Genomic DNA, 16818 nt, shown 5'->3' on the forward strand with positions numbered 1-16818 from the left:
CGCCTGCGTGTCCGTCAAGCAGCAGGTGAAGTGCGCCGGTTCGCGCCGCCCCGGCCGCGTGCCTCGATCCACCGGGCGAGCGCGGTGAGGACCAGGCACATCGCGATGTAGATCGGCCCGATCACCAGGACGACGGGGATGTAGGGGAAGCCCGCGGCGTTGATCGGCTGGCTGGCGATGGCCTTACCGACGAAGAGCAGCTCGTGGTAGGTGATGATGAAGCCGAGCGAGGTGTCCTTGAGCGTGACGACCAGCTGGCCGATCATCGAGGGCAGCATCGAGCGGACCGCCTGCGGGACCAGGATGGCCGTCATCACCTGGGTCTTGCGCATGCCGAGCGCGTACGCCGCCTCGCCCTGGCCGCGCGGCACCGCGTTCACGCCCGTGCGGATGATCTCGGCCTGTACCGAGCCGTTGTAGAGGGTGAGGCCGAGCACCAGCGCCCACATCGGCTGCTTGGCGAAGAACGCGTAGTAGAGGGCGACGATCAGGATCAGCAGCGGCATCGCCCGGAAGAACTGGACGAAGGCGGTGGCCGCCCAGCGGAGGTGCCGGTGGTCGGAGAGCCGCCCGGCGGCCAGCAGCGCGCCCAGCGCGAGCGAGAACACCGCGGCCAGCCCGAAGGCCTCCAGGGTGGAGATCAGGCCGTCGACGATCCGCTGCTGGACGGTCGTGTACTGGAACGCGTCCCACAGCCCGGGGTCGAACTGGCCGTTGTCGTTCAGCGCGCTGTACGCGTACCAGAGCAGTGCGGCGATGCCGGCCAGCGACAGCACCCCGAAGAGCCGGTAGCGGGCGCGGGCCCGCGGGCCGGGGGCGTCGTAGAGGACGCCCGGTGCGGCGGAGCGGTTGAACAGCGAGCTCATCGGGCCACCGCCAGTCGGTCTTCGAGGAAGCGGAACAGCAGGGAGACGGCGGCGCTGATCAGCAGGTAGGCGCAGGCCACCCAGAAGAAGATCGCGAAGATCGAGTAGCCCCGCTCCGAGAAGGTCTGCTGGGTGCTGTACAGCTCGCTGACGCTGAAGGCGCCGGCGATCGCCGAGTTCCTGGGCAGGGCGATGAAGACGCTGCTCATCGGCGCCAGCACGGTGCGGGCGGCCTGCGGCAGGACGACCAGGGTGAGCGTCTGGCCGAAGGTCATGCCCAGGCTGCGGGCGGCCTCGGCCTGGCCGAGCGGCACCGTGTTGATGCCGGAGCGCAGCACCTCGCAGACGAAGGACGCCGTGTAGCCGCCGAGCGCCAGCACCGCGAAGGTGAGGTGGCCGAAGTGCACGCCGAGCGGCGGGAGGCCGAAGGTCACGGCGAAGAACAGCAGGGTCAGCGGGGTGTTGCGGAAGAGCGTGACCCAGCCGGTGCCGAAGGCCCGCAGGACCGGGATCGGGGAGACCCGGAAGGCCGCCAGCAGGGTGCCCAGCAGCAGGGCGAGCAGCGCGCTGAGCGCGCTCAGCTCGATCGTCTGCAGGAAGCCGTCGCGGAACAGCGCGAAGTTGCCGTCCTCGAACAGGAAGCCCATCCGGCGGCCCTCCTCTCAGGGGTTGGTCCCAGGGGTCCGTCGACCCGGGAGCGGGCGGGTCAGTAGCGGTCGAGGGCCGGCGGCTGCGGCGCGGTGGAGCCGGAGAGGCCGAGGGTGGCGTCGTAGGCCTTCTTCCAGTCGCCGTTGTCCTGGTGGGCCTTGATCGCGTCGTTGATCGCGTCCCGCAGCGCCTTGTCGTCCTTGTTCAGGCCGACGCCGTAGTTCTCCTTGGTGAAGGGCTGGCCGATCACCTTGAGCTTGGGCGCGTACTTGGAGGCGTAGCCCTTGAGGATGGCGTCGTCGGTGGTGACCGCGTCGACCTCGCCCGACAGCAGCTTCTCGACGCAGGCCGAGTAGGTGTCGAACTGGGTGATCTTCGGCGAGTACTTCTCGATGTTCTTGATCGAGGTCGAGCCGGTGGCGGTGCAGACGTTCTTGCCGTTGAGCGAGTCCGGGCCGGTGATCGTGGTGTTGTCGGCCTTGACCAGGAGGTCCTGGCCGGCGATGTAGTACGGGCCGGCGAAGGAGACGGTCTTCTTGCGCTCGTCGTTGATGCTGTAGGTGCCGACGTAGAAGTCGATCTGGCCCTTGGAGATGGCCGGCTCGCGCTGCGAGGAGACCAGCGTCTGCCACTTGATCTGCTGCGGGGTGAAGCCGAGGTCGGCGGCGACCATCTTGGCGATCTCGATGTCGAAGCCGCTGCGGTCGCCGCTGGCGAGGTCCTCGAAGCCGAGGAAGGGCTGGTCGGCCTTGGCGCCGATGATCAGCTGGCCGCGCTGCTTGGCGGCGGCCAGCACCGCCGAGTCCACCTTGACGTCGGTCTTCACGGTGTAGGTGGGCAGGGCCGGCGCGGCGCTGCCGCCGGCGCTGGGGGCGGCGCCGGGGGTGCCGTCCTTGCCGCAGGCGGCGGTGGCGGTGAGCGCGACGGCACAGAGCGCGACGGCAAGGGTGCGACGGGTCCTCATGGGGGTCTCCTCGGGCTGTGCCACGGGTCAACCGGGCTCTGGCGAAGGGAAGTTCTGGCGGGCGGGCGGACGAGCGGACGAGCAGGCGGACGGGCGGGCGCGCGGCGGCGCCCTCGCCGCCGTCGGCCGGGATCCGGCCCCGGGGGGATCAGTGGTGGAGGATCTTGGAGAGGAAGTCCTTGGCGCGCTCGGAGCGCGGCGCGGTGAAGAAGGCCTCCGGGGTGTTCTGCTCGACGATCCGGCCGTCGGCCATGAACAGCACCCGGTTGGCGGCGGAGCGGGCGAAGCCCATCTCGTGGGTGACGACGACCATCGTCATGCCGTCGGCGGCCAGCCGGCGCATGACCTCCAGCACCTCGTTGATCATCTCGGGGTCGAGCGCCGAGGTGGGCTCGTCGAAGAGCATCACCTTCGGGTTCATCGCCAGCGCCCGGGCGATCGCGACGCGCTGCTGCTGGCCGCCGGAGAGCTGGGCGGGGTACTTGGCGGCCTGGGCGCCGACGCCGACCCGGTCCAGCAGCTCCTGGGCGGTCGCCACGGCCTTGTCCCGGGCGATGCCGCGGACCTTCACCTGGCCGAGGACCACGTTCTCCAGCACGGTCTTGTGGGCGAACAGGTTGAAGCTCTGGAAGACCATGCCGACCTCGGCCCGCAGCCGGGCCAGCTCGCGTCCCTCGGCGGGCAGCGGGCGGCCGTCGATGGTGATCGTTCCGGAGTCGACGGTCTCCAGCCGGTTGATCGTCCGGCACAGCGTGGACTTGCCGGAACCGGACGGGCCGATCAGCACGACCACCTCGCCCTGCCGGATCTCCAGGTCGATGTCCTGGAGCACGTGCAGCGCGCCGAAGTGCTTGTTCACGTTGCTCAGGACCACCAGCGGGGCGGCACCGGCACGGGAGTCCTTGTCGAGGCTCGTGGTCATCGCGCCGGCTCCCTCGGGTCGGCCCGCAGGGGTGAACTCCCTTGGGCGGCAGTGGTGGTAGGAATCCGAGGGCCGCAACCGGCGGAGTCGCGGCCCTCGGTGGGGCGACCATAGGAGGGCTGACGGTGCCACGTCAGCCGATCTGAGCGGAACTTGAGGATCACGATCCCGTCACACGGTCGGCGGGTGCTGTTCACCGGGCCCCGATCCGGGCACAGTGGCAGCGTCCGAGGCCGCGGCGGGCCTGATCGCGGGAGCCCCGGCGGGGCCCGGCGCCCCCGCCGCCGCCACCGGCCGTCCCTGGCGTCCGGGCCGTCCCTGGCCCATACTGCGCAGAACCGGGACCTGCCCGGCAGGGGGAGCCGTCACGATCGCACGACGGCCGCGGCAGGGGCCGCGGGAGAGACCCCCGGAGCACCGTCCGGGAGAGGAGGAGACACATGCGACTGCTGCTCGTCGAGGACGACGAACGCGTGGCCGCCGCGCTGGTCGCGGTCCTGGGCCGGCACGGCTTCCAGGTCCGGCACGCCCGCAGCGGCCACGAGGCGCTGGACGCCCTGGTGCCGGACGGCAACGAGCCCTACCGGGTGGTCCTGCTCGACCTCGGCCTGCCCGACCGGGACGGCTTCGAGGTCTGCAGCCGGATCCGGGCCGGCAGCGGCGTGCCGGTGATCATGGTGACCGCCCGCGCCGACATACGCTCCCGGATCCACGGCCTCAACCTCGGCGCCGACGACTACGTCACCAAGCCCTACGACATGGGCGAACTGCTCGCCCGGATCCACGCGGTGGCCCGCCGCGGCGCCGCGCCCGCCGCCGTCGCCGTGCCCGCCCCGGACGCCGTCCCGCAGCAGCGCGGCCCGCTGGAGTCCCGCGGCATCGTGATCGACCGCGAGCGCCGCCGGGTCAGCGTGGACGGCCGGGACGTGCCGCTCACCCGCAAGGAGTTCGACCTGCTGGCGCTGCTCGCCCAGAGCCCCGGCGTGGTCTACCGCCGCGAGCAGATCTTCAGCGAGGTCTGGCGCAGCGGCTGGGAGGGCAACGGCCGCACCCTGGAAGTGCACATCGGCTCGCTGCGCACCAAGCTCGCCCTGCCCGGCCTGGTCGAGGCCGTCCGGGGCGTCGGCTACCGGCTGATACCCGAGTGCCCGGCCCCCGCCGCCGGCACCGTGCCCCCGGCCCGCGCGGAGCACTGACCGCACGTGCGCACCCGCCTGCTCGGCATCCTGCTCTCGCTGATGCTCTGCGTGCTCGCCGCGCTCGGACTGCCGCTCGCGGCGGCGTTCGCGGCCGCCGAGCAGAGCCGGGTGGTCGTCGACCGGCTCGACGACGCCGCCCGGTTCGCCCAGGACCTGCCGACCTCCGGCCTCTCCGGCCTGGAGTCGGCGCTCAAGGGCGACCTCAGCCGCCGGCACGCGCTGGACGCCGAGGTGGCGCGCTACCACGAGCTCTACGGGGTGCGGATCGGCATCTTCCAGCGCGACGGCGCCCCGATCGCGGTGGCCCCGGGCGACTGGCGGGTGCCCGCCGAGGGCTGGGGCGAGCAGGCCTTCCAGGAGGCGCTGGACGGCCGGCGCAGCCACAACCCGCCGCAGGTCTGGCCGTGGACCCCGGACCGCACGCTCACCGTCGCCACCCCGGTGGTCCGCGACGGCGACGTGGTCGCCGTGGTGCTCAGCGAGTCCCCGACCGGCGCGCTGCGGGCCCGGGTGGTGCGCAAGTGGCTGGTGATCGGGGCCGGCGAGGCGGCCGCGATGATCGTCGCGGTGCTGCTCGCCGCCCGGCTCACCGAATGGGTGCTGCGCCCGGTGCGCACCCTGGACCGGGCCACCCACGACATCGCCACCGGCCGGATGAACGCCCGGGTGGCGCCCGGCGGCGGGCCGCCGGAGCTGCAGCGGCTCGCCCGCTCGTTCAACGAGATGGCCGACCACGTGGTGCTCGCCCTGGACCAGCAGAAGGCCTTCGTCGCCGACACCTCGCACCAGCTGCGCAACCCGCTGGCGGCACTGCTGCTGCGGGTCGAGGTGCTGGGCCTGGAGCTGCCGGAGGGGCACGAGGAGGAGCTCGGCGGGGTCCGCGAGGAGGGCGTGCGGCTGGCCCGGGTGCTGGACGACCTGCTCGGGCTGGCCACCGCCGAGCACGCCCGGCCCGAACCCGAGCCCACCGACCTGGCCGTGCTCACCCTGGAGCGGGTGGACGCCTGGCGGCCGCTGGCCGCGCAGCGCGGGATCGAGCTGGTCTGGGAGGGCCCGGCGCTGGCGCTCGGCCTGGCCGACCCGATCGGCTTCGGCAGCGCGCTGGACGCGGTGCTCGACAACGCGCTGAAGTTCGGCCCCGGGGGGAGCCGGGTGCGGGTGCTGGTCGCGGTGCGGCGCGAGGAGGTCGCGGTGACCGTCTCCGACCAGGGGCCCGGCCTCACCGAGGAGGAGCTGGCCCGGGCCGGTGACCGCTTCTGGCGCAGCGCCCGCCACCAGAACGTGGACGGCTCGGGCCTCGGGCTGTCGATCGCCCGCACCCTGCTCCAGGCGGCCGGCGGCTCGCTCTCCTTCGGCACCGCCACCCCCTCCGGCCTCGCCGTCACCCTCGCGGTGCCCCGGGCCGGCCGCACCTAGCGCTGAGGCGGACCCTAGGGCTTCACCGAGCGGTAGTAGCGGGCCGCGCCCTCGTGGAGCGGCAGCGGGTCGGTGTAGACGGCGGTGCGCAGGTCGACCAGCTGGGCGGCGTGCACCTGGGCGCCGATCTGGTCGCGGCTGTCGATCACCGCCCGGGTCATGCCCTGGACCAGGTCGTCGTCCACGTCGGCCCGGGTGATCAGCAGATTGGGCACGGCCACGGTGGCGACCGCGTCCTTGGGCTCGGCGTTGGGGTAGGTGCCCTTCGGCATGGTGGCCGCCCGGTAGGCGTCCGTCCCGCCGCCCTCGACCTGGTGGACCGCCTCGGCGAGGTCGCCCAGCGGCACGATCCGGATCCGGACGTGTTCGGACAGCTCGGTGAGCGCGCTGGTCGGCAGGCCGCCGGACCAGAAGAACGCGTCCAGCTGCCCGGTCCGCAGCCCGTTCGCCGCGTCGCCGATGCCCAGGAAGGCCGGCTTGATGTCGCGGTCCGGGTCCAGCGCGGCCGCCGCCAGCAGCCGGCGGGTCACCAGGTTCACGCCGGAGAGCGACTGGCCGACGCCGACCCGCAGGCCCTTGAGGTCGGCGGCGCGCTGCACGGGGGAGTCGGCCGGCACGACCAGCTGCAGGTAGTCGTCGTAGAGCCGGGCGATGGCCCGCAGCTTCTCCCGGCCGGGGCCGGTGTACTGGGCCACCGAGTCGGCGGTGGCGATCGCGAAGTCGTCCCGGCCCGAGGTGACCCGGGCCAGGTTGTCGATCGAGCCCTCGGAGTTGTCCAGCTCCAGCCGCACCCCGGGCATCGCCCCGGCGAGGTGGGCGTCCAGCAGCTGCCCGTACCGGTCGTACACCCCCTGCTTGACGCCGGTGGCCAGCCTGGTCTCGCCGCGCGGGCGGCCGGTCGAGCCGGTCTCCGACAGCCACCAGCCGCCCAGCGCCGTGAGCACCAGCACCAGGGCCAGCACGATCCGCCACAGCGGCCGGCGGGCCGCGGCGCGGAGGCGGGAGGGGGGACGGGGGGCCATGGAAGGGATAGTGCCAGGTGCCCGGGGAGAACGGGAGGGGAAAGTTGCTCCACGGCTGCCCGTACCCTGGTCGGGTGAGCGGTGACAGCGGATCGAAGAGCTACAAGGTCGTCACGTACGGCTGCCAGATGAACGTCCATGACTCCGAGCGGCTCTCCGGGCTGCTGGAGGACGCGGGGTACGTCAAGGCGGAGAAGGACGGCGACCCCGACCTGGTGGTGTTCAACACCTGCGCGGTGCGGGAGAACGCCGACAACAAGCTGTACGGCAACCTCGGGCAGCTGGCGCCGGTCAAGAGCCGGCACCGGGGCATGCAGATCGCCGTCGGCGGCTGCCTGGCGCAGAAGGACCGCGACACCATCGTCCGCAAGGCCCCGTGGGTCGACGTGGTGTTCGGCACCCACAACATCGGCCACCTGCCGGCCCTGCTGGAGCGGGCCGCGGTCGAGCGCAAGGCGCAGGTCGAGATCCTGGAGTCGCTGGAGACCTTCCCCTCCACGCTGCCCACCCGCCGCGAGTCCGCCTACGCCGCGTGGGTCGCGATCTCGGTCGGCTGCAACAACACCTGCACCTTCTGCATCGTCCCCGCGCTGCGCGGCAAGGAGGAGGACCGCCGCCCCGGCGACGTCCTCGCCGAGATCGAGGCGCTGGTCGACGAGGGCGTCATCGAGGTCACCCTGCTCGGCCAGAACGTCAACGCCTACGGCTCCGACCTGGGCGACCGCGAGGCGTTCTCCAAGCTGCTGCGCGCCGCCGGGCAGATCGAGGGCCTGGAGCGGATCCGCTTCACCTCGCCGCACCCGCGCGACTTCACCGACGACGTGATCGCCGCGATGGCCGAGACCCCGAACGTGATGCACCAGCTGCACATGCCGCTGCAGTCCGGCTCCGACACCGTCCTCAAGGCGATGCGCCGCTCCTACCGGCAGGAGCGCTTCCTCGGCATCATCCGCAAGGTGCGCGAGGCGATGCCGGACGCGGCCATCTCCACCGACATCATCGTGGGCTTCCCCGGCGAGACCGAGGAGGACTTCGAGGAGACCATGAAGGTCGTCCGCGAGGCCCGCTTCACCAACGCCTTCACCTTCCAGTACTCCAAGCGCCCGGGCACCCCGGCCGCCGAGATGGACGGCCAGGTCCCGAAGGCGGTCGTCCAGGCCCGCTACGACCGGCTGATCGCCCTCCAGGAGGAGATCTCCTGGGAGGAGAACAAGAAGCAGGTCGGCCGCACCCTGGAGATCCTGGTCGCCGAGGGCGAGGGCAAGAAGGACGACAGGACCGACCGGCTCTCCGGGCGCGCCCCGGACAACCGGCTGGTGCACTTCACCCGGCCCGCCGAGCCGGTCCGCCCGGGCGACATGGTCACCGTGGAGATCACCTACGCCGCCCCGCACCACCTGCTGGCCGAGGGCCCCGCGCTCGCGGTGCGCCGCACCCGCGCGGGTGACGCCTGGGAGAAGCGCCAGGCCGCGCCCGCCGCCAAGCCGGCCGGCGTGATGCTGGGCCTGCCGTCGATCGGCGCCCCGGCGGCCCTCCCGCTCGCCGCCCCGGCCGGTGGCGCCTGCTGCGGGGACTGACCCCGGCCGGCCGCGCCGTGGCGCGGGTGCGGCCCGGCGGGACCTTCCGGTCCTGCCGGGCCGTCCGGCGTTCTTGGCTAGAGTGATCCACATGCTGGTTGCCGCCGCCGTCTGCCCCTGTCCGCCGCTGCTCGTCCCGGAGGTCGCCGCCGGGGCGGCGGCCGAGCTGGAGCCGCTCCGCGCGGCCTGCGACGAGGCGCTCGGGGTGGTCCTCGCGGCCGCGCCGGAGCTGCTGGTGGTGGTCGGCACCGGGGCGGAGGCCGAGGTGTGGACCGAGGGCGGAGCCGGTTCGTTCCACCGGTACGGCGTGCCGCTGGTGGCCGCGCTGCCGGGCGGCCGGGCCGAGGGGCCGGAGCTGGCGCCCTCGCTGACCGTCGGTGCCTGGCTGCTCGGGCGGGCCGGGGCGACCCTGCCGACGCACGCCTGCGCGGTGCCCGCCGACGCGCCCGCCGACCGGATGCTCGGGCTGGGCCAGGGCCTGGCCGGGCTGGCCGACCGGGTCGGGCTGCTGGTGATGGGGGACGGCAGCGCCTGCCGCTCGCTGAAGGCGCCCGGCTACCTGGACGAGCGTGCCGAGGGATTCGACGCCGGGATCGCCCGGGCGCTGGGCTCGGCGGACACCGCCGCGCTGGCCGCCCTGGACGCGGGACTGGCCGCCGAGCTCAAGGCCGAGGGCCGGGCGCCCTGGCAGGTGCTGGCCGGCGCCGCCGAGGGCGCCGGCCTCACCGCGCGGCTGGGGTACCAGGACGCGCCGTACGGCGTGGGGTACCTGGTCGCCTCCTGGAGCTGAGCCCGCCGGGCCCCGGCCGCCAGGAGCCCGGCCCGCGGCCCGCCGAACGGGTCAGGCGCCCGGGCCCGGGGCGCCGCCCGCCGGCGTGCCGGGCGTGCCGGGCTCACCGGGCTCGCCGGGCTTGTGGGCGAAGTCGTCCACGGCACCCTTGGCCTTGCTGGTGCCGTGCTCGATCTTCTCGGTGTACTTGCCCTTGGTGGCCTTGTCGATCGCGCCGCCGGCCTTCTCCACCGCGCTCCCGATCTGGTCGCTGTGCTTGCCGGCGAACTCGCTGGCCTTGCCCTTGAGCTCCTCGGCCTTGCCCTTGAGGTTGTCCATCAGACCCATGACGCCTCATCCTTCCTCTCTGTCCTCCTCACAACGTCCGTCAGGGCGGAACCGTTCGCAACGGGACGGGCCGGTGGAAACCGGGTGCAACCGGCCGGGCCGCCGGCGGCCCGGCGTTCCCTGGCAGACTTGACCGGTGAGCAGCCCCACCACCGCCCCGTCCGCCCGCCCCCGCGTCGTCTCGGTCGTCGGCGCGACCGCCGCCGGGAAGTCCGACCTGGCCGTCGCCCTGGCCCGCGCCCTCGGCGGCGAGGTGATCAACACCGACTCGATGCAGCTCTACCGCGGCATGGACATCGGCACGGCCAAGCTCACCGAGGAGGAGCGCGGCGGCATCCCGCACCACCTGCTGGACATCTGGCCCGTCACCGAGGCCGCCAGCGTGGCCGAGTACCAGCGGCTGGCCCGGGCCGAGATGGACCGGCTGCTCGCGGCCGGCCGCACCCCCGTCCTGGTCGGCGGCTCCGGCCTGTACGTCCGGGCGGCGATCGACGAGATGGAGTTCCCGGGCACCGACCCGGCGGTCCGCGCCCGGCTGGAGGCCGAGCTGGAGCAGGCCGGTCCGTACGCGCTGCACCGCCGGCTGGCCGGGCTGGACCCGGCCGCGGCCGGGGCGATCCTGACGAGCAACGGGCGGCGGATCGTCCGGGCGCTGGAGGTCATCGAGATCACCGGGCAGCCGTTCACCGCCAACCTGCCGGGCAACACCGCCGTGTACGACGCGGTGCAGATCGGCGTCGCCGTACCGCGCCCCGAGCTGGACGAGCGGATCACCCTGCGGGTCGACCGGATGTGGCGGGCCGGGCTGCTGGAGGAGGTGCGGGAGCTGGAGAAGGCCGGACTGCGCGAAGGGCGGACGGCCTCCCGGGCGCTCGGCTACCAGCAGGTGCTGGACCACTTCGCGGGCGGCTGCACGGAGGACGAGGCGCGTGCCGAGACGGTCCGCGCGACCAAGCGGTTCGCCCGCCGGCAGGAGTCCTGGTTCCGCCGCGACGACCGGATCCACTGGCTGGCGCGGCCGGCCGGAACCGACCCGGTGGAGCTGCTGGACCGCTCGCTGGAGCTGATCGGCCGTCAGGAAGCCGCCGTCCGGTAGGCGCTTTCCGGCCATCCGGCGGTGCAGTTGCGCGCGCAGACGGGCGTGCAGGACGGCATGGCGGTCACGGCCGGATCACGTGATGGCCACGGATCACCCGTCGGCCCCGGTCAGGCCCGGAACGCCACGCTGGACATGCCATCATCGATGTCAGTAAGGGGCGGCCCGGCTGGGCCGACCGTGTCCGGCCGCGAGTCCCGCGCTCGTGTCGAACTGTCAGGGGAGGCCGCGTGTCCACGGGTACCGGCCCCGAAACCGGCGGCCTCGACGCCTCGACGCTGCCCGACCTGCCGGTGCTGCCCGGCCTGGACGCGCCCACCTCCTACGCGGTCGGGCTGCCGGCCCTGGACACCCGCGCCCCCGCCGGCGCGGTGCACGAGCGGGAGATCCGGCCGCGCCGCCGGCTGCGCTGGTGGCAGACCCTGCCGATCGCCCTGCTGGCCACCACGGGCTCGCTGATGTTCGCCTTCCCGCTGGCCTTCGGCTCGGCCGGGGGCGGGTCCGCGATGATCGGGATGCTCGGCCTGCTGCTCACCGCGGCCTCGCTCGGCTGGGGCGCGATGGCGGCCCGCCACGCGGGGTACAAGTGGCCGGGCCTGCCGCGCCGCGGCACCGGCGAGCGGGCCGGGTGGAAGGCGATCGTGATCTACACGCTGATCGTGCTGGCCGCCTGTGCGCTGGCCCTGTACCGGGTGGTCCGGCTCTCCAGGGGCTGAGCGGGAGGTCTTCGTCCGCGGACCGGAACCGGACGGCGCCGCTCCCTCGCTCCTCGGTACCATCGGGAGGGTGACCGCATCCTCCGCGCAGCCCGCCGGCCTCCCCTTCCTCAAGGGGCACGGCACCCAGAACGACTTCGTGATCGTCCCCGACCCGGACGGCCGGCTGGCCATCGGCCCCGAGGCCGTGGCCGCGCTGTGCGACCGCCGCGCGGGCATCGGCGGCGACGGGCTGCTGCGCGTGGTGCGCTCCGCCGCCGACCCGGTGGCGGCCGGCCAGGCCGACCGGGCCGAGTGGTTCATGGACTACCGCAACTCCGACGGCTCGATCGGCGAGATGTGCGGCAACGGCGTCCGGGTCTTCGCCCGCTACCTGGTGGACGCCGGGCTGGCGAAGCCGGGCGAGCTGCCGGTGGCCACCCGGGCCGGGCTGCGCACCGTGCGGGTCGCCGAGACCGCCGAGGACGGCACGCCCGGCGAGATCACCGTCGACATGGGGCGGGCCCTGCTGCCCGGTCCGGACGGGATCGAGGTGTCGGTCGGCGGGCGCAGCTGGCCGGCCCTGAACGTCAACATGGGCAATCCGCACGCGGTCGCGTTCGTCGAGAGCCTGGACCACGCCGGTGACCTGCGGACCGCGCCGCCGGTGAGCCCCGAGGGGGCCTACCCGGAGGGCGTCAACGTCGAGTTCGTGGTGGACCGGGGCCCGCGGCACGTCGCGATGCGGGTGCACGAGCGCGGCTCCGGCGAGACCCGCTCCTGCGGCACCGGCGCGTGCGCCGTCGCGGTGGCCGCCGCCCGCCGGGACGGCGTGGACCCGGCGGTCACCGGCGAGGCGGTGACGTACACGGTGGACGTGCTGGGCGGCCGGCTGACGATCACCGAGTACCCGGACGGCCGGGTGGAGAAGACCGGCCCGGCGGTCATCGTGGCCCGCGGCGAGCTGGACCCGGCCTGGTCGGCGCTGGTCCGGCCGGCCTGACCCTCCCGGCCTGCTCTCCCGGCCCGGCCCGGCCCGCCGGACCGCCCGGTCCGCTGACCCGCCGTCACCCGGCGGCGTCCGGACGGCCGTGCGGACCGGGTCAACAACCGGCCCGCGTTTGCCCAATTCGTCCGGGATCGAATCCCCCCGTTCGGGTGAGACCTCTGACGGACGGGAAGCGGGGCCCCGCGGAACGTGCTCTGCTCGGTAGCATGGACCACCGGGTCGGCCCACGCCCCCGGTACTGCTGCCGGAGGTGCCGATGACCATCGAAGCCGGGCAGCCCCTGGCGGGGCAGCCGACGTCCGCACGGCAAGCCGGGCCCAGGCGCCCGCTCGGCGGGCTGGGCCGGGCCGCGCTCGGCCGCGCCGGGCGCGCCGCGCTGCTGGCCACCGGCCGCCCGCCGGTGCCGGACGCCCTCGAACCGCTGGTCCAGGCCCACCGCCGGCACCACCCGCAGGCCGACCTCGGCCTGCTCGGCCGCGCCTACCGGCTGGCCGAGGCGAGCCACCGCGGCCAGAAGCGCAAGAGCGGCGAGCCGTACATCACCCACCCGCTGGCCGTCACCATGATCCTGGCCCAACTCGGCGCCGGGACGACCACATTGGTCGCCTCGCTGCTCCACGACACGGTCGAGGACACCGAGTTGACGCTGGAGCAGGTCGCCGAGGAGTTCGGCCCCGAAGTCGCCTACCTGGTCGACGGGGTGACGAAGCTGGAGAAGGTCGACTTCGGCGCGGCGGCCGAGGCGGAGACCTTCCGCAAGATGCTGGTGGCCACCGGGGACGACGTCCGGGTGATGGTCATCAAGCTCGCCGACCGGCTGCACAACATGCGCACCATCCGGCACATGAAGCCGGCCAGCCAGGTGCGGATCGCCAAGGTCACCCGGGACGTACTGATCCCGCTGGCCGAGCGGCTCGGCATCCAGGTGCTCAAGGCGGAGCTGGAGGACATCGTCTTCGCCACCCTGCACCCCGAGGAGCACGCCCGCACCCGCGCCCTGCTCGGGCGGCACGAGGCCGGCCCGGACACCCTGCTGGCGCCGTTCGCCCGGATCCTGGCCCGCCAGCTCGCCGAGGCCGGGATCGCCGCCGAGGTCACCGTCCGCCCCCGGCACTGCGTCTCGCTGCACCGGGTGCTGCTCAAGCGGCACGCCGCCCCCGGGCCGGACGGCCGGCCGCAGGAGCCGCAGCCGGCCGACTTCGGGCGGCTGCTGGTGGTGGTGGAGGAGAACGCCGACTGCTACGCGGTGCTCGGCGAGCTGCACACCTGCTGGACACCGCTGCCGGGGGAGTTCAAGGACTTCGTGGCCGCGCCGAAGTTCAACCTCTACCAGTCGCTGCACACCGCGGTGGCGCTGGCCGGCGGCGAGGTGGTCGAGGTGCTGGTGCGCACCCGGCGGATGCACGAGGTCGCCGAGACCGGGGTGGTCGCGCTCGGCGACCCCCGCCAGCCCGGGACCGGCGGCGACCAGGGCCGCGACGAGCTGGACCGCACCGACCCGGCCCGGCCCGGCTGGCTCTCCCGCCTGCTGGAGTGGCAGCAGGAGACCCCGGACCCGGACGCCTTCTGGTCCGCGCTCACCGCCGACCTGGCCGGGGACCGCGAGATCACCGTGGTCACCGAGCGTGGCGAAACGCTTCAGCTCCGGGCCGGCGCCACCTGTGTGGACGCCGCCTACCTGCTCGGCGAGCAGGTAGGCCACCGTTGCATCGGGGCCCGGGTGAACGGCCGGCTCGCCGCGCTCTCCACCGTCCTCCACGACGGCGACCGGGTGGCCGTCCTCACGGAGGAGACCGCCGGCCCGGCGCCGGAGTGGCTGGCGCACGCCCGCACCCCGGCCGCCCGGCTCGCCATCGAGCGCTGGCTGGCCGACCACCCGGGCGACCACCCGCCGCGCCGCCCGGTGGTGCGCACCGGACCGTCCGCCGGGCAGCCCGCGCCCCCCGGCCGCCCGGTCCCCGGGGACCGGCCCGCCGCCCCGGTCACCGTGGCCGGCCGCCCCGGGGCGCCCGTCCGGCTGGCCCGCTGCTGCACCCCGGTGCCCCCGGACGAGATCGACGGCTACCCGATCCGCGGCGGCGCGGTCGCCGTGCACCGGTCCGGCTGTCCGGCGGGGGAGCGGATGCGGGCCGACGGGCGCGGCGCCCTGGAGGTCCGCTGGCGGCCCGGCGGCGCCCCGGCGGACGGCTACCGGGCCACCCTGCGGGCCGAGGCGCTGAACCGGCCCCGGCTGCTGGCCGACCTCACGGCCGCCATCTCGGCGGAGGGCGTCGGGATCGTCGCGGCCGAGGTGGAGCCGCCGCAGGAGCTGCGGGTGCGGCACACCTACACCGTCGAGCTGCCGGACCCGGCCGCGCTGGCCGCCGTGCTGCGGGCCATGCTGCGGGTCTCCGGGGTGTACGACGTGGAGCGCCCGCACGCCCCGGCGGGCGGCGGTCCGGGCCGCGCCCCGCACGTCCCGGCGGACACCCCGGCGCGGCCGGAGGAAATGCGGATGACCCGCGCCCGCCCGGCGTGCGACCATCATGGGGAATTCACGGCCGGACCGCGGCGTTGACCGGGCTGGAGTCTCAGCCCGGACCGCGGCCCCGAGGGGTAGCTCACACCTCGCCCGAGTGGTAGACGGGGCGGCAGCTGGGCAGACTCCGGGCACGACCGTCCGTACGGTCGCGCACAGGCCACCCGTTCCCAGCAGCCGAAGGACAGAATGACCTCCACGTTCGACACCCGCGACCACGCCGACGCCCCGCGCCGCCTCGACGGTCTGCGGGCGGAAGCCCTCATGGACGAGGACCTCGCGGCCATCGACGAGGACCTCGGCCACCACTTCGACGGCGACCAGTACGACCGCAGCGAGCGCGCCGCGCTGCGCCGTGTCGCCGGCCTCTCCACCGAACTCCAGGACGTCACCGAGGTCGAGTACCGCCAGCTCCGGCTGGAGCGCGTGGTGCTCGTCGGCGTCTGGACCGACGGCACGCTGGAGGAGGCGGAGAACTCGATGGCCGAGCTCGCCGCACTGGCCGAGACGGCCGGTTCCGAGGTGCTGGACGGCGTCATCCAGCGCCGTGACAAGCCCGACGCGGCCACCTACATCGGCTCCGGCAAGGCGCAGGAGCTGCGCGACATCGTCGCCTCCACCGGGGCGGACACCGTGGTCTGCGACGGTGAGCTCACCCCGGGCCAGCTGATCCACCTGGAGGACGTGGTCAAGGTCAAGGTCGTCGACCGGACGGCCCTGATCCTGGACATCTTCGCCCAGCACGCCAAGTCCCGCGAGGGCAAGGCGCAGGTCTCGCTCGCGCAGATGCAGTACATGCTGCCGCGGCTGCGGGGCTGGGGCCAGTCGCTCTCCCGGCAGATGGGTGGCGGTGGCTCCGGCTCGTCCGGCGGCGGCATGGCGACCCGTGGTCCCGGTGAGACCAAGATCGAGACCGACCGGCGCCGGATCCGCGAGAAGATGGCGAAGCTCCGCAGGGAGATCGCCGACATGAAGAAGGGCCGCGACACCAAGCGCCAGGAGCGCCGGCGCCACCAGGTGCCGTCGGTGGCCATCGCCGGCTACACCAACGCCGGGAAGTCCTCCCTGCTCAACCGGCTCACCGGCGCGGGCGTGCTGGTGGAGAACGCGCTGTTCGCCACCCTCGACCCGACCGTGCGCCGGGCGCAGACCCCGAGCGGCCGGGTCTACACCCTGGCCGACACCGTCGGCTTCGTCCGGCACCTGCCGCACCACCTGGTCGAGGCGTTCCGCTCCACCATGGAGGAGGTCGGCGACGCCGACCTCATCCTGCACGTGGTGGACGGCTCGCACCCCGAGCCGGAGACGCAGCTGGCCGCCGTGCGCGAGGTGGTCGTCTCGGTCGACGCGCAGAACGTGCCGGAGATCGTGGTGATCAACAAGGCCGACGCTGCCGATCCGCACGTCCTGCAGCGCCTGCTGCGCCGCGAGCCGCACGCCATCGTGGTGTCGGCCCGCACCGGCGAGGGCATCGACGAGCTGCTCAAGCTCATCGACGACGAGCTGCCGCGCCCGGCCGTCGAGGTGCACGCGCTCGTGCCGTACACCCAGGGCGCGCTGGTGTCCCGGGTGCACGCCGAGGGCGAGCTGCTCTCCGCCGAGCACACCGGCGAGGGCACCCTGCTGCACGCCAAGGTGCCGGCCGAGCTGGCCGCCGAGCTGGAGCACTTCGCGGTGGCGCTGACGCCGCAGGGCTGAGCCGCCGCAGCGCGCGAACGGGCCCCGGTTCCCTCCCGTGAGGGGGAACCGGGGCCCGTCCCGTGTCCGGC

The 16818-nt window shown here is 74.2% G+C and carries 15 protein-coding genes; 9 read left to right on the forward strand and 6 right to left on the reverse strand.

All coding sequences use genetic code 11. The features are described from left to right. Positions 1 to 14: 14 nt before the first annotated feature. From ACF1AK_RS27345 to ACF1AK_RS27360, 4 genes are all read right to left on the reverse strand, one after another. Positions 15 to 866 (reverse strand): amino acid ABC transporter permease, encoded by an 852-nt coding sequence (locus tag ACF1AK_RS27345; RefSeq protein ID WP_391501480.1) that lies wholly within the window; start codon positions 864 to 866, stop codon positions 15 to 17. Beyond that, a complete protein-coding gene (locus tag ACF1AK_RS27350) occupies positions 863 to 1513 on the reverse strand; it encodes an amino acid ABC transporter permease (protein WP_387681133.1) in 651 nt (216 codons plus the stop codon). The genes ACF1AK_RS27345 and ACF1AK_RS27350 overlap by 4 nt, the downstream gene beginning before the upstream one ends. A gap of 59 nt (positions 1514 to 1572) precedes the next feature. Then, complete coding sequence (locus ACF1AK_RS27355) at positions 1573 to 2478, reverse strand: glutamate ABC transporter substrate-binding protein (protein ID WP_391501481.1); 906 nt, start codon at positions 2476 to 2478, stop codon at positions 1573 to 1575. A gap of 148 nt (positions 2479 to 2626) precedes the next feature. After that, a complete protein-coding gene (locus ACF1AK_RS27360) occupies positions 2627 to 3400 on the reverse strand; it encodes an amino acid ABC transporter ATP-binding protein (protein WP_391501482.1) in 774 nt (257 codons plus the stop codon). Positions 3401 to 3840: 440 nt separating this feature from the next. Between ACF1AK_RS27360 and ACF1AK_RS27365 the strand changes: the two genes are divergently transcribed. After that, positions 3841 to 4596, forward strand: a complete 756-nt coding sequence (locus tag ACF1AK_RS27365) for a response regulator transcription factor (RefSeq protein WP_391501483.1) — start codon at positions 3841 to 3843, stop codon at positions 4594 to 4596. A gap of 6 nt (positions 4597 to 4602) precedes the next feature. Continuing rightward, positions 4603 to 6015, forward strand: coding sequence for a sensor histidine kinase (locus ACF1AK_RS27370; protein WP_391501484.1), 1413 nt, complete (start codon positions 4603 to 4605; stop codon positions 6013 to 6015). Positions 6016 to 6029: 14 nt separating this feature from the next. Here ACF1AK_RS27370 and ACF1AK_RS27375 read toward each other — a convergent pair whose 3' ends face one another. After that, entirely contained in the window at positions 6030 to 7037 is a 1008-nt protein-coding gene (locus tag ACF1AK_RS27375) for a TAXI family TRAP transporter solute-binding subunit (protein ID WP_391501485.1), read from the reverse strand. Between the two features lie 74 nt (positions 7038 to 7111). Between ACF1AK_RS27375 and miaB the strand changes: the two genes are divergently transcribed. Beyond that, on the forward strand, positions 7112 to 8614 hold the full coding sequence (gene miaB, locus ACF1AK_RS27380; RefSeq protein ID WP_391501486.1) for a tRNA (N6-isopentenyl adenosine(37)-C2)-methylthiotransferase MiaB: 1503 nt from the start codon (positions 7112 to 7114) through the stop codon (positions 8612 to 8614). A gap of 91 nt (positions 8615 to 8705) precedes the next feature. Continuing rightward, the gene (locus tag ACF1AK_RS27385; RefSeq protein WP_391501487.1) at positions 8706 to 9404 is read left to right on the forward strand and encodes a class III extradiol dioxygenase subunit B-like domain-containing protein; all 699 of its coding nucleotides are present in this window, start codon (positions 8706 to 8708) and stop codon (positions 9402 to 9404) included. Positions 9405 to 9455: 51 nt separating this feature from the next. Here ACF1AK_RS27385 and ACF1AK_RS27390 read toward each other — a convergent pair whose 3' ends face one another. Beyond that, entirely contained in the window at positions 9456 to 9731 is a 276-nt protein-coding gene (locus ACF1AK_RS27390; RefSeq protein ID WP_391501488.1) for an antitoxin, read from the reverse strand. 136 nt (positions 9732 to 9867) lie between these two features. Between ACF1AK_RS27390 and miaA the strand changes: the two genes are divergently transcribed. From miaA to hflX, 5 genes are all read left to right on the forward strand, one after another. After that, the gene (gene miaA, locus ACF1AK_RS27395; RefSeq protein ID WP_391501489.1) at positions 9868 to 10827 is read left to right on the forward strand and encodes a tRNA (adenosine(37)-N6)-dimethylallyltransferase MiaA; all 960 of its coding nucleotides are present in this window, start codon (positions 9868 to 9870) and stop codon (positions 10825 to 10827) included. A gap of 230 nt (positions 10828 to 11057) precedes the next feature. Next, on the forward strand, positions 11058 to 11543 hold the full coding sequence (locus tag ACF1AK_RS27400; RefSeq protein ID WP_391501490.1) for a hypothetical protein: 486 nt from the start codon (positions 11058 to 11060) through the stop codon (positions 11541 to 11543). Between the two features lie 70 nt (positions 11544 to 11613). Continuing rightward, on the forward strand, positions 11614 to 12525 hold the full coding sequence (gene dapF / locus ACF1AK_RS27405) for a diaminopimelate epimerase (protein ID WP_391501491.1): 912 nt from the start codon (positions 11614 to 11616) through the stop codon (positions 12523 to 12525). 262 nt (positions 12526 to 12787) lie between these two features. Then, a complete protein-coding gene (locus tag ACF1AK_RS27410; RefSeq protein ID WP_391501492.1) occupies positions 12788 to 15088 on the forward strand; it encodes a RelA/SpoT family protein in 2301 nt (766 codons plus the stop codon). Positions 15089 to 15238: 150 nt separating this feature from the next. Continuing rightward, on the forward strand, positions 15239 to 16747 hold the full coding sequence (gene hflX / locus ACF1AK_RS27415) for a GTPase HflX (protein WP_391501493.1): 1509 nt from the start codon (positions 15239 to 15241) through the stop codon (positions 16745 to 16747). Positions 16748 to 16818: the final 71 nt, after the last annotated feature.

This window comes from Kitasatospora sp. NPDC015120 (assembly GCF_043080305.1).
In the GTDB taxonomy this organism is placed as follows: Bacteria; Actinomycetota; Actinomycetes; order Streptomycetales; family Streptomycetaceae; genus Kitasatospora.